The 11,742-nt window shown below is 73.3% G+C and carries 11 protein-coding genes; 9 read left to right on the forward strand and 2 right to left on the reverse strand.

What is annotated here, in order from left to right:
• Nucleotides 1-79: 79 nt before the first annotated feature.
• Nucleotides 80-2,569 (forward strand): molybdopterin oxidoreductase family protein, encoded by a 2,490-nt coding sequence (locus tag ACIQ6Y_RS35090; RefSeq protein WP_404045635.1) that lies wholly within the window; start codon nucleotides 80-82, stop codon nucleotides 2,567-2,569.
• Nucleotides 2,566-3,057 carry a hypothetical protein gene (locus tag ACIQ6Y_RS35095; RefSeq protein WP_404045638.1) on the forward strand — a complete coding sequence of 164 codons (492 nt, stop codon included), beginning with the start codon at nucleotides 2,566-2,568 and terminating at the stop codon, nucleotides 3,055-3,057. The genes ACIQ6Y_RS35090 and ACIQ6Y_RS35095 overlap by 4 nt, the downstream gene beginning before the upstream one ends.
• 7 nt (nucleotides 3,058-3,064) lie before the next feature.
• On the opposite strand, the gene ACIQ6Y_RS35100 is transcribed toward ACIQ6Y_RS35095, so the two are convergent.
• Both ACIQ6Y_RS35100 and ACIQ6Y_RS35105 read right to left on the reverse strand, forming a co-directional pair.
• On the reverse strand, nucleotides 3,065-4,603 hold the full coding sequence (locus ACIQ6Y_RS35100; protein ID WP_404045641.1) for a glycerol-3-phosphate dehydrogenase/oxidase: 1,539 nt from the start codon (nucleotides 4,601-4,603) through the stop codon (nucleotides 3,065-3,067).
• Nucleotides 4,600-5,211, reverse strand: coding sequence for a TetR/AcrR family transcriptional regulator (locus ACIQ6Y_RS35105; protein ID WP_404045643.1), 612 nt, complete (start codon nucleotides 5,209-5,211; stop codon nucleotides 4,600-4,602). Before ACIQ6Y_RS35105 ends, ACIQ6Y_RS35100 begins: the two co-directional genes overlap by 4 nt.
• A gap of 76 nt (nucleotides 5,212-5,287) precedes the next feature.
• Here ACIQ6Y_RS35105 and ACIQ6Y_RS35110 point away from each other — a divergent pair, with 76 nt between their 5' ends.
• The 7 genes from ACIQ6Y_RS35110 to ACIQ6Y_RS35140 all read left to right on the forward strand — a co-directional run bounded on the left by ACIQ6Y_RS35110 (nucleotide 5,288) and on the right by ACIQ6Y_RS35140 (nucleotide 11,728).
• Nucleotides 5,288-6,883, forward strand: a complete 1,596-nt coding sequence (locus ACIQ6Y_RS35110; protein WP_404045969.1) for an FAD-binding oxidoreductase — start codon at nucleotides 5,288-5,290, stop codon at nucleotides 6,881-6,883.
• Between the two features lie 35 nt (nucleotides 6,884-6,918).
• Nucleotides 6,919-7,800: a diacylglycerol/lipid kinase family protein gene (locus tag ACIQ6Y_RS35115; RefSeq protein ID WP_404045645.1), complete on the forward strand. Its 882-nt coding sequence runs from the start codon at nucleotides 6,919-6,921 to the stop codon at nucleotides 7,798-7,800.
• A 194-nt stretch (nucleotides 7,801-7,994) separates the two neighbouring features.
• Entirely contained in the window at nucleotides 7,995-8,285 is a 291-nt protein-coding gene (locus ACIQ6Y_RS35120; RefSeq protein ID WP_404045648.1) for a DUF6355 family natural product biosynthesis protein, read from the forward strand.
• A gap of 217 nt (nucleotides 8,286-8,502) precedes the next feature.
• Nucleotides 8,503-9,006: a nucleoside deaminase gene (locus ACIQ6Y_RS35125; RefSeq protein ID WP_404045650.1), complete on the forward strand. Its 504-nt coding sequence runs from the start codon at nucleotides 8,503-8,505 to the stop codon at nucleotides 9,004-9,006.
• A 78-nt stretch (nucleotides 9,007-9,084) separates the two neighbouring features.
• A complete protein-coding gene (locus tag ACIQ6Y_RS35130) occupies nucleotides 9,085-9,606 on the forward strand; it encodes a hypothetical protein (RefSeq protein WP_404045653.1) in 522 nt (173 codons plus the stop codon).
• Nucleotides 9,607-9,959: 353 nt separating this feature from the next.
• Nucleotides 9,960-11,144: a GDSL-type esterase/lipase family protein gene (locus ACIQ6Y_RS35135; RefSeq protein ID WP_404045656.1), complete on the forward strand. Its 1,185-nt coding sequence runs from the start codon at nucleotides 9,960-9,962 to the stop codon at nucleotides 11,142-11,144.
• 131 nt (nucleotides 11,145-11,275) lie between these two features.
• Nucleotides 11,276-11,728 (forward strand): iron chaperone, encoded by a 453-nt coding sequence (locus tag ACIQ6Y_RS35140; protein ID WP_404045658.1) that lies wholly within the window; start codon nucleotides 11,276-11,278, stop codon nucleotides 11,726-11,728.
• Nucleotides 11,729-11,742 lie beyond the last annotated feature (14 nt).

An 11,742-nucleotide genomic window follows, 5' to 3' on the forward strand; every position in this document is an offset into this window, starting at 1 on the left:
GGGTGACACCGTCGTTTCCCCACGGTCCGGGTCGGGTACCCGGCGGTTCCTCCGAGACGCGGCTCTTCTGGAGGTGCACGTGGACGCGTCGGTGGACCGGATCGCGCTGCCGTGGGGCAGCCGTACGCCGTACGGACGGCACGAGGCCTGGCCCGAGCGGGTGGACACCTGTCTGGAGGCGGGCGTCGACGCCGGCCAGGTGCAGGGGTGGGTGCAGACCGCGTCGGTGCTGCACTCGGACGGCGACGCGATGGACATCGCGGTCGCGGGCGGGCGGATGGTGGGGGTGCGCGGCCGGGCGCAGGACCGCGTCAACCGGGGGCGGCTGGGTCCGAAGGACCTCTTCGCGTGGCGGGCCAACGCCTCCCCCGACCGTCTGACCAGGCCGCTGGTGCGCGAGGACGGGCGCCTGGTGGAGTGCGACTGGGCGACCGCGATGGACCGGATCGTGGCGCGTTCCAAGAAGCTGCTGGACAAGCGCGGGCCCGGGTCGATCGGCTTCTACACCACCGGGCAGCTGTTCCTGGAGGAGTACTACACCCTCGCGGTCCTGGCGCGGGCCGGGATCGGCACCAACCATCTGGACGGCAACACCCGCCTGTGCACGTCCACGGCCGCGGAGGCGCTGAAGGAGTCCTTCGGCTGCGACGGGCAGCCGGGCAGCTTCGACGACTTCGACCACGCCGATGTGATCGCGTTGTTCGGCCACAACATCGCCGAGACGCAGCCCGTGCAGTGGATGCGCGTCCTGGACCGGCTGGAGGGCGGCGACCCGCCGCGCCTGGTGTGCGTCGACCCGCGGCCCACGCCGGTGGCCCGCGCGGCGGCCGTGCATCTGGCTCCGCGCGCGGGCACCAACGTGGCGCTGCTCAACGCCCTGCTGCACGAGATCATCCGCACCGACCGCGTCGACCACGCCTACGTCGAGGCGCACACGGTCGGCTTCGACGAGCTGGCGTCCGGCGTGGAGAAGTGCACCCCGGAGTGGGCCGCGGGGATCTGCGACGTGCCGGCCGGCCGGATCCGTGAGGCCGCCGAGGTCCTCGGCACGGCGGAGCGGCTGCTGTCGACGGTGCTGCAGGGCGTCTACCAGTCCCACCAGGCCACTGCTGCCGCCGTACAGGTCAACAACCTGCACCTGATCCGCGGCATGCTGGGTCGGCCCGGCGCGGGTGTGCTGCAGATGAACGGCCAGCCCACGGCGCAGAACACCCGTGAGTGCGGTGCCGACGGCGATCTGCCGGGGTTCCGCAACTGGCAGAACGACAGCCATGTGGCCGACCTGGCGCGCGTGTGGAACGTCGAGCCGGAGAGCATCCCGCACTACGCCCCGCCCACCCATGCGATGCAGATGTTCCGCTACGCCGAGCAGGGATCGATCCGCATGCTGTGGATCTCCGGCACGAACCCGGCGGTGTCGCTGCCCGAGCTGTCCCGCATCCGGTCGGTGCTGGAGCAGGACCGGCTGTTCGTGGTGGTGCAGGACCTGTTCCTCACCGAGACCGCCCAGCTGGCGGACGTGGTGCTGCCGGCGGCGACCTGGGGCGAGAAGACCGGCACGTTCACCAACGCCGACCGCACCGTGCATCTGTCCGACAAGGCGGTGGAGCCGCCCGGTGAGGCGCGGCCGGACCTGGAGATCTTCCTCGACTACGCCGCCCGCATGGACTTCCGCGACAAGGACGGCGGCCCGCTGATCGGCTGGCAGGACCCGGAGTCGGCGTTCGAGGCGTGGAAGCGGTGCAGCGCGGGCCGCCCCTGCGACTACACGGGTCTGACGTACGCCAAGCTGCGCGGCGGCAGCGGCATCCAGTGGCCGTGCGACGAGGAGTCCCCCGACGGCACGGCCCGCCTCTACACCGACGGGATCGCGTGGGCCCACCCCGACGTCTGCGAGTCGTACGGCAAGGACCTGGTCACCGGCGCCGCGTCGGAGGTCGTGGAGTACCGCTCGCTGAACCCCGACGGCAAGGCCATGATCAAGGCGGCCGAGTACCTTCCGCCGCACGAGGAGCCGGGCGGGGAGTATCCGTTCCAGCTGACCACGGGCCGGACGATCTACCACTTCCACACCCGTACGAAGACCGGGCGCGCGCCCCAGCTCAACGACGCGGCCCCGGACGTGTGGGTGGAGGCCTCCGCGTCCGACGCGTCCTCGCTCGGGCTGGAGGAGGGCGATCTGGTGGAGGTCACCACACCGCGCGGCGCGGTGCGCGGGCGCCTGCGGGTGACGGACCTGCGGCCGGGCCTTCTGTTCGTGCCGTTCCACTACGGCTACTGGGACACCAAGGCGGGCCACGAGCCCGGCGGGGACACGCCGGGGCGGGCCGCGAACGAGCTCACCGTCACCGACTGGGATCCGGTGTCCAAGCAGCCGCTGTTCAAGACCGCCGCGGCGGCGCTGCGTCGCGTCGAACGGGCCGACGGGCATCACGCGCCCGCGCCGACCACCACCGCGTCCGCTCCCGCCCGGCCGGGCGAGGTGCCCGCCACGTCAGGCGGCCCGTCCGCCCTGGTCACCGAGTCGGGCGCGGCGCTCCGCCCCGGCCGTGAGGAGGACGCCCGATGAACGGCATCACCCTCGTCCTGCGCGCCCTGCACCACGGTGAGAAGCACCTGGCGAAGGAGCTGGTGACGGTCGCGGAACGCCATGGCACCGACCACGAGGTCCATCATGTCGCCCTCGACCTCGCCGCCTGGTCGCGCGAACACGTCCGGCGGGTGGCCGACACCGGGCACGCCTACGGCCTGACCCTCGGCGACGCGTCCGAGGCGCCCTCCCCCGGCGTCCTGTCGGCGCTGCGGGAGAAGGCGGCCGAGGCGATGGGCCACCGCCCCGAACCGGGCCTGCTCCTGCTGCGGGACCTGCGCGAGCTGCACCTGGACGCCGCGCAGAACTCCCTGTACTGGGAGATGCTCGCGCAGGCCGCCCAGGCCACCAAGGACGACAAGCTCCTCGCCCTGGCCTCCGCGTGTCATCCCCGGACGCTGCGGCAGATGCGCTGGACCAACACCATGATCAAGATCCTCTCGCCGCAGGTGCTGTCCAGCCTCTGACACCGGCTCAGGCGGCCAGTGCGTCCCGGGCCGCCTCCTCCGCCAGGCCCCGGTCCTGCGCGACGAGGCCGATACGGGTCCTGCGGTCGAGGATGTCGGACTCGTCGAGGGCGCCCTCGTGGCGGACGGCCCACACCAGCTCGGCTCCGGTGACCGGGTGTCCGGGCACGACGGGGCGGGCGAGCGCCGGGTCCTGGACACCGAGGGCGTGCACGGCCTCCGCTTCCGAGCCGTAGCGGCGTACGAGACGGGCCGGGGCGTCGAGCCGGACAAGCGCGCTCGGGCGGGCGGCGCCGACCAGGGGCACGGACGCGGTCCGGCAGGGACCGGCGGTGAGGCGGCGTACGGCGACGGCGGTGTCGACGGCGTCCTGGGCCATGCGGCGGTACGTGGTGAGCTTGCCGCCCACGACGGTGACGACCCCGTCCGGCGAGGTGAGCACGGCGTGCTTGCGGGAGATGTCGGCGGTACGGCCGCCCGCGCCCCGGGTGTCGAGCAGCGGGCGCAGCCCGGCGAAGGCCCCGACCAGGTCGTCGCGGTGGACGGTGACGTCGAGGGCGGAGCCGAGGACGTCGAGCAGGAAGCCGATGTCGGTCTCGGGCACCTCCGGCACGTCGGGGATGTCGCCGTCGACGGGTTCGTCGGTGAGGCCGACGTAGACGCGGCCGTCGCCCTGCGGCAGGACGAGCACGAAGCGGTTGCTCTCGCCCGGGATCGGGATGTGCAGTCCGGCGGAGAGCCGGCCGAGGGCCTGCGAGCGCAGCACGAGGTGGGTGCCGCGGGAGGGGCGCAGCGTCACGTCGGGGACGAGGCCGCCCGCCCACACCCCGGCCGCGTTGACCACGGCCCGGGCGCGGATACGCAGTTCCTGGCCGGTGGTCTCGTCGCGGACGAGCGCGCCGTCGCCGGTGAGCTCCAGGGCGCGGACGCGGGTCAGCACGCGGGCGCCGTGGGCGGCGGCGGTGCGGGCGACGGCCGTCACCAGGCGGGCGTCGTCGGTGAGCTGGCCGTCCCAGGAGAGCAGTCCGCCGCGCAGGCCGGTGGCGCGCAGGACCGGGGCGAGGTGGCGGGTCTCGACGGCGGACAGGGTGCGCGGCGCGGGCAGGGTGGCGCGGGCGGTGCGGGCGGCGGCGCGCAGCATGTCCCCGGCCAGGAAGCCGGTGCGGGCGAGGGCGGCCTGGCCGCGGCTGACCAGCGGGGTGAGCGGCAGCACGAACGGCTGGGCGCGGACCAGGTGGGGGGCGGTGCGTTCCATGAGGATGCCGCGTTCGACGGCGCTCTCGTGGGCGACGTCGAGCTGCCCGGAGGCGAGGTAGCGCAGTCCGCCGTGGATCAGCTTGGAGCTCCAGCGGGAGGTGCCGAAGGCGAGGTCGTGGGCGTCGATCGCGGCGACGGTGAGCCCGCGGGTGGCCGCGTCGAGGGCGGCTCCGGCTCCGGTCGCGCCGAGTCCGACGACCAGGACGTCAACCTCGGTGCCGTCGGCGAGTTCGGCGAGTTCGCGGCGGCGGCGCGCCGCGTTGAGGGAGGAGGCGGCGGTGGGGGTCATGGGGTGAGGGTCCTCTCCAGCAGCGTGCGCAGTTCGCCGAGGAAGGCGGCTTCGCTCAGTTCGGGGTCGTGGGCGTCGGTCATGGTGCGCAGCGAGAGCGTGAAGGACTGGACGACGAGGAGCACGGACCGGGCCTGGAGGTCCGTGCGCATGCGGCGTACGGAGCCGTCGGCGTGGCCCTCGTCGAGGGCGGAGGCGAGGAGGCCGAGGAGGGCCTCCTGGCTGGCGCCGCGCCGGTCGAGGATGTACGGCAGCAGCAGTTCGGGGTCGACGTCGAGGATCTTGTGGAAGAGCGGGTGGGCGCGGAAGGCGGTGGCCCCCGCGACGAGTCCGTCGACGATCCGGGCGCGCACGGGGCGGGAGTCGTCGGCGGGCGGCATGGCGCCGGCGGCGACCGCGATCCACTCACGGGTCATCAAGTCGCCGACGAGGCTGCGCACATCGGGCCAGCGCCGGTAGATGGTCATCCGGGAGACGCCCGCGCGCCGGGCGACGTCGGTCAGGGTCGTGCGCCGTACCCCGACGGCGAGCACACAGTCGCGTGCGGCGTCGAGGACGGGATCGGTGTCCGCATTGCTGTCCGAGGCGTTGTGACGAATGGGCGTCATCTGTCACAGTGTAATGCCAGTACGGGCCGAGCGGCAGCGCCGTCCGTCAAGAGCCCAGAGCGTGAGGACCTTCGAAGTGGACATGTTGTGGAGCGGCTGGGGCGACCCGGCCAAGGCGGCCCCGCTGCCCGACGCGGTGACCGGCCTGCTGCGGGACCTGCTCGGCGTCACACCGCGCGAGCAGGGCCCGGCGAGCCTGGACGCCATCGAGGTCCCCGGCTCGGCGCTCACCGAGAAGGCGCGGGAGGCCCTTCGGGCGGCCGTCGCCGCCGAGGACGGGCTGCGCGAGGACGCCGAGAGCCGGATCCGGCACACCCGCGGCAAGTCCACGCCCGACCTGCTGCGCATCCGCGCGGGCGAGGTCGACGACCTACCCGCGGCGGTCGTGCTCCCGGGCAGCCACGACGAGGTGCTGGCCGTGCTGCGCGCCTGCGCCGCGCACGGCCTGGCCGCCGTGCCCTTCGGCGGCGGCACGTCCGTCGTCGGCGGACTGCGGCCCGAGGGCGAGCGGCCGTTCGTGGCACTGGACCTGCGCCGCCTGGACCAGTTGCTCGCCGTCGACGAGGTGTCCCGTACGGCGACCCTCCAGCCGGGGCTGCGCGGGCCGCGGTGCGAGGCGCTGCTCAACGCCCGCGGCTTCACGCTCGGGCACTTCCCGCAGTCCTTCGAGTGGGCCTCGGTCGGCGGCTTCGCCGCGGCCCGCTCCAGCGGACAGGCCTCCTCCGGTTACGGCCGGTTCGACGAGATGGTCCTCGCCCTCACCGTCGCGACCCCCGAGGGCACCCTGGAGACCGGCCGCGCGCCCCGCTCGGCGGCGGGGCCCGATCTGCGCCAGCTGATCCTCGGTTCCGAGGGCGCCCTCGGCGTGATCACCTCCGTGACCGTGCGCATCCGTCCCCTGCCCGAGAAGCGGGTCTACGAGGGCTGGCGCTTCGCCTCCTTCGAGGCCGGCACCGCCGCACTGCGCCGGCTCGCGCAGGACGGGCCCCGGCCGACCGTGCTGCGGCTGTCCGACGAGACCGAGACCTTCGTCGGCCTGGCCCAGCCCGACGCCATCGGCTCCTCCGACGCCCCGCAGCCCGCCGGCTGCATGGCGATCACCGGCTACGAGGGCACCGAGCAGGAGACCGCCGCCCGCCGCGCGGCCGCCCGTGAGGTGCTGCTCGCCTGCGGCGGCGAGTACATCGGCGAGGAGCCCGGCGACCGCTGGGAGCACGGCCGCTACAACGCCCCCTATCTGCGCGATGCGCTGCTCGACGCGGGCGCGTTCGCCGAGACGCTGGAGACGGCCGGGTTCTGGTCCACGCTGCCCGAGCTGTACCGGGCGGTGCGCGAGGCGCTGACCGGCACCCTGACCGCCTCGGGCACTCCCCCGCTGGTCATGTGCCACATCTCGCACACGTACGAGAACGGCGCCTCGCTCTACTTCACGGTCGTCTCGGCCCAGGGCGAGGACCCCGTCGCGCACTGGGAGCCGGTGAAGCGGGCCGTGAACGACGCGATCCTGGCGGCGGGCGGCACCATCAGCCACCACCACGGCGTGGGCACCGACCACCGCGACTGGTACACCCGGGAGATCGGCCCGCTGGGCGTCCGTATGCTCCAGGCGGTGAAGGCCGAGGTCGACCCGTCCGGCGTGCTCAGCCCCGGCGTCCTCGTCCCCGTCCGCTGACCGCCCTTTCTCGCGCCGTACGAAAGGCCCGATCCATGCGACAGTTCACCGCCGTGGTCAATCCCACCGCAGGGGGTTCCAGCGGAGCGGCCGGCCTGCTCCCGCTGGCCCGGCTGCTGCGGGAGGCGGGCGCCCGGCTCGACACCGAGTACAGCCGGAGCCTGGAGCACGCCCAGGAGATCGCCCTGCGGGCCGGCGCCGAGGGGCATGTGGTGCTCGCCGTGGGCGGCGACGGCATGGCCGGCCGGATCGGCGGCGCGCTCAGCGGCACCGACACGGTGTTCGGCCTCGTCCCCGCCGGCCGCGGCAACGACTTCGCCCGCGCGCTCGGCCTGCCCACCGACCCCGGCGAACTGGCCCGGGTGCTGCTGGAGGGCACCCCGCGTGCCGTGGACACCATCGAGGTGGAGTCCGCCGTGCACCAGCGGGTGCATGTCCTCGGCAGCGTGTACGCGGGCGTCGACGCCGTCGCCAACCGGTACGCGAACGCCTCCCGGATGCTGCGGGGCTCGGCGTCGTACTACGCGGGCGGCCTGCGGGCCGTCCTCGGCTGGCGGCCGGCCGCGTACCGGATCACCGTCGACGGGGTGCCGTACGAGCGCAGCGGCTACACCGTGGTCGCGGCGAACTCCGGCTTCTACGGGTTCGACCGGAACATCGCGCCCGACGCCCGTGTCGACGACGGTCTGCTGGACGTCGTCGTCATCGGGCACGCGCCCAAGCGCCACTTCTTCGCGACGATGAACGAGCTGAAGACCGGCGCCCATGTGCGCCGTCCCGAGGTCGAGGTGCTGCGCGGCGAGGAGATCCGCATCGAGGCCGACCGCCCCCTCCCCTACGGCGCCGACGGCGAGGTCGACGCGACCCTCCCGGTGACGGTCCGGGTCCGGCCGGGGGCGCTGAAGGTCCTGGCCTGAGGGCAGTGGGCGGCGCCGGGGGCGACTGGGCCGGTCGAGTGAACGCGGGAACGATTCGGCGGGTGACATCGCGGACGGAGGGCGTCCGCGGGGTCCCATGCCCCGTGATCATGGGCGCGTGCCCGTGCCGGGCGGCCCGTCGCGGCCCCCGGCACGTCGTCGGCACGAATCCCTTTCTCCTTGAGGAGTTCGTCATGCGTGTCTCCCGTCTGCTGACCGGTGCCCTCGGTTGCGTCGCCCTCGCGCTGTCCTTCGTGGGCGCCGCCACCGTCACCGCGGTCCCGGCCGCCGCCGATCCGTGCGGCTTCTACGAGACCTCGGCCGACGCCTACTACAACCACTGCACCTCCGACGGCTCGCGTGTGGTCATCAAGGTCGAGGTGGCCCTGGCCCGGGACTACGAGCGGTGTGTGGCCCCCGGCAGGACCTGGCTGGGGTCCGCCGGCGAGATCCAGGGCGCCTACTACGTGGGCCGCACCTGCTGACAGACGCCCCGTCGTTGCTCACCACCGCCGCAGGCGGCACCGCTCGCCGTAGGAATCTACGAAGAGCAGGTGTCCACCTGCGGCTTCTTTCATGGCTTCCACTCCTAGCTGGCACCACTCGCCGGGCGGTGTACTCCTCGTACAAGTCACAACAACCCACAGCGCGTTGCGACGCAGTCCGCACGGCACCACCACCGTTGCCCGAGAAGGAGTCACCATGACCGCGTACACCCCCGAAGTGAACGTCGAGGAATCCGAGCGCGCCTGGCTGGAGAGGGCGATCGGGCTGGCCACGGACAGCGTGGCCAACGGCGGCGGTCCCTTCGGTGCGCTGGTCGCCAAGGCCGGCGAGGTCGTCGCGCTGGGCAACAACCAGGTCACGGCGACCCTGGACCCGACGGCACACGCCGAGGTCAGCGCGATGCGGGCCGCGTGCAGGGAGCTGGGTTCCTTCTCGCTGGAGGGCTGTGTCCTGGTGACCTCGTGCGAGCCGTGCCCGATGTGTCTGTCCTCCGCGCTGTGGGCGCGCGTCGACCGGATCGTGTACGCCGCCGACCGCCACGACGCCGCGGACGCGGGCTTCGACGACCGCAAGTTCTACGACCTGTTCGAGACGAAGCCCGCCTCGATGTGGCCGATGCCGGTGGAGCGGCTGTCCCTGCCGAACCGCACGGCGCCCTTCGACAGCTGGCTGGCCAAGGCCGACCGCATCGACTACTGACGCCGGTACGGTACGGGGGAGACGACCGGGCCGGCTTTTCCGGAGAACGGGGAGGTTTCCGGGGAACGGGGAAGAACGATGCGCGGCACCACGGGCAGGCACCAACGCGGGCTTCTCGCCGGCGGCGTGGCCTCGGCCGTGGCCGCGCTCGTGCTGACCGGCTGCGGCGGGCAGCCGCGGCCGGTGGGCGCCACGGCCTCCCCGGCCGACGCAGGCCTGCGCAGGGACGAGGCGCCGGTGCGTGCGCGCTTCCCGGAGTTCGGGGACTTCACCTCCACCGTGTGGCAGGGAGAGGTCCTCGGCCCGCACGCCGGCCGGTCGACCGTGCCGGGCCCCACGGACGTACGGATGTCCGGGGTGGTCCGCCTCACCGAGGCGGACGCGGCACGCCTGCGGGACACGTACGTCTGGCGGGACGCCCCCACCCCGCCGGACCTGCCGAAGGGCCTCCTCACGGAGGTGCCCGCCGACGCCCGCTGGCGGACGAGCGCCGCCTTCACCCGAGCCGTCACCGCGGACCACTACACGGCCGCCTTCCACGCCGACCTCGGCCGCAAGGTGCTCGTCTTCGACGCGGTGAACCCCGAGAAGAAGCCGTAGGGGTCCGCACTCATCGGCCGCCCTCGGCCGCCCTCGGCCGGCACCGCGGCGGTCCTCGGCGGACCCGACAAAGTCCCGACCGGTCGCCGTCCGACCGTGGGGCACCCCCGGGGGCGCGATCATCGAATATGTGCAGTTCAGCTGATTTTCGCTCTACCGTGACGCGGAAAACAGAACGGTCACATGGCGAGAAACAGCTCTCCCCTACCTAGCGGTAACAAGGCGCGGCGTGCCACATTCCTGCCTGCCACCGGCCGGCGGCGTAACCCTCACTCTCTGCCACCCCGCCCGGAGCGATATCTCCGTGTGTCCGGATATCGCTCTCCAGGCGTGGCCGAACAATGGAGTTCGCCGTGTCCGGATCGTGTTCCCCCCGCCTGCGCAGACCTCGGTTCCGCAGACGGATCCTCACCGCCCTGACCGCCGCGGCCCTGCTCGGTGCCGGGCTGGGCGCCGCCCCCGCCGCCTCCGCAAGCCCCGGGACCGGGCCCACCGCCATCGTCTCGCTCGGCGACAGCTACATCTCGGGCGAGGCGGGGCGGTGGCGCGGCAACAGCCTGAACAACTCCGGCAGCCGCGACGGCACCGACCGGGCCTGGACCGGCAGCACCTACGACCCGTCGCTCGTGTACGGCGCCACCGCCGCCAACGGCTGTCACCGCTCCGACTCCGCCGAGGTGAAGAGCGCCACCGGCACCGGCGTCCAGGCGCTGGTCAACCTCGCCTGCTCCGGCGCCACCACGGCCAACGTCTTCCGCTCGGCCTCCGGCGGCCAGCCCTACAAGGGCGAGGCCCCGCAGGCCGACCAGCTCGCCGCCGTCGCGGCCCAGTACGACGTCAAGGCCGTCGCGCTGTCCGTCGGCGGCAACGACCTCGGCTTCGCCTCGATCATCGAGACCTGCGCGACGGACTACATGGTCTGGTACTCGTACTGCTACGACGACCAGCAGCAGGTGGTCGACTCGAAGATCGACGCCGTGATGGCGAACGTCGGCAAGAGCATCGACGAGGTCCGCGCGGTGATGGGCGCGGCCGGCTACGGCTCGTCCTCGTACCGGATCATCCTCCAGTCCTACCCCTCCCCCATCCCGCGTGCCGCCGAGAACCGCTACAGCGAGAGCGGCTGGTCCCGGGTCAGCACCGGCGGCTGCCCGTTCTGGAACAAGGACTCCGACTGGGCCCGCGACTCCCTCGTCCCGCAGATCGCCAGCCGGCTGCGGCAGGTCGCCGGCGCCAAGGGCGTCGAGTTCCTCGATCTGCGCGACATGCTCCAGGGCCGCGAGGTGTGCGCCACGGCGAGCCGGCAGGTGACCGCCGCGCAGCCGCCGTCGGCCACCGGCAGCGAGTGGGCCCGCTGGATCGACAGCGACAGCACCCAGGGCCCCGTCCAGGAGTCCATGCACCCCAACTACTACGGCCAGCAGGGCCAGGGCCGCTGCCTCGCCCTCGCATACGCCGCGACGCCGGGCGGCCACCGCGGCTGCCGCAACACACCGGGGACCGGGGCGTCCGGGATGTACCTCACGTCCTTGTCGTGAACACCCCGTGGTGGATTCCGTGGTGACCACGGATGCGGTCCGTACCCCGGCCGGGAGAGGCTGTGCTCACAGCGGTCGCCCGCGCCGGGGGCGTACCGGACCGATCGTGGACAGGGACGACAGGAGCCACCATGGCCAGCAGCGACAACAGCGCGTACGAGGGGTTCTCGGCCGAGGAGCGGGCCGCGATGAAGGAGCACGCCCAGGAGATGAAGAAGGCCGCGCGCCGCACCTCCAAGGCGGACAAGGCGGCCGAGGCGGCCCGGGACGTCCTCGCGAAGATCGCCGAGATGCCGGAGTCGGACCGGGTCATGGCCGAGCGCGTCCACGCCGTGGTCACCTCCACCGCCCCGGCCCTCGCGCCGAAGCTCTGGTACGGCATGCCCGCGTACGCCCTTGACGGCAAGGTCGTCTGCTTCTTCCAGAGCGCGGAGAAGTTCAAAGCGCGCTACGCCACCCTCGGGTTCAACGACCCGGCCCAGCTGGACGACGGTCCGATGTGGGCCACCGCGTTCGCTCTCGCCGAGGTGACGCCCGAGGTGGAGGAGCGGATCGCCGCGCTGGTGAAGCGGGCGGCCGGCTGAGGCCTGCGACGGGG

It is taken from the genome of Streptomyces sp. NPDC096205 (assembly GCF_044763135.1).
Lineage (GTDB): Bacteria > Actinomycetota > Actinomycetes > Streptomycetales > Streptomycetaceae > Streptomyces.

Bases quoted from the DNA above. Each gene is read 5' to 3' on its own strand.
- ACIQ6Y_RS35095 (WP_404045638.1), top strand. From the start codon at position 2,566: ATGAACGGCATCACCCTCGTCCTGCGCGCCCTGCACCACGGTGAGAAG.
- ACIQ6Y_RS35100 (WP_404045641.1), bottom strand. From the start codon at position 4,603: ATGACCCCCACCGCCGCCTCCTCCCTCAACGCGGCGCGCCGCCGCCGC.
- ACIQ6Y_RS35105 (WP_404045643.1), bottom strand. From the start codon at position 5,211: ATGACGCCCATTCGTCACAACGCCTCGGACAGCAATGCGGACACCGAT.
- ACIQ6Y_RS35115 (WP_404045645.1), top strand. From the start codon at position 6,919: ATGCGACAGTTCACCGCCGTGGTCAATCCCACCGCAGGGGGTTCCAGC.
- ACIQ6Y_RS35120 (WP_404045648.1), top strand. From the start codon at position 7,995: ATGCGTGTCTCCCGTCTGCTGACCGGTGCCCTCGGTTGCGTCGCCCTC.
- ACIQ6Y_RS35125 (WP_404045650.1), top strand. From the start codon at position 8,503: ATGACCGCGTACACCCCCGAAGTGAACGTCGAGGAATCCGAGCGCGCC.
- ACIQ6Y_RS35130 (WP_404045653.1), top strand. From the start codon at position 9,085: ATGCGCGGCACCACGGGCAGGCACCAACGCGGGCTTCTCGCCGGCGGC.
- ACIQ6Y_RS35140 (WP_404045658.1), top strand. From the start codon at position 11,276: ATGGCCAGCAGCGACAACAGCGCGTACGAGGGGTTCTCGGCCGAGGAG.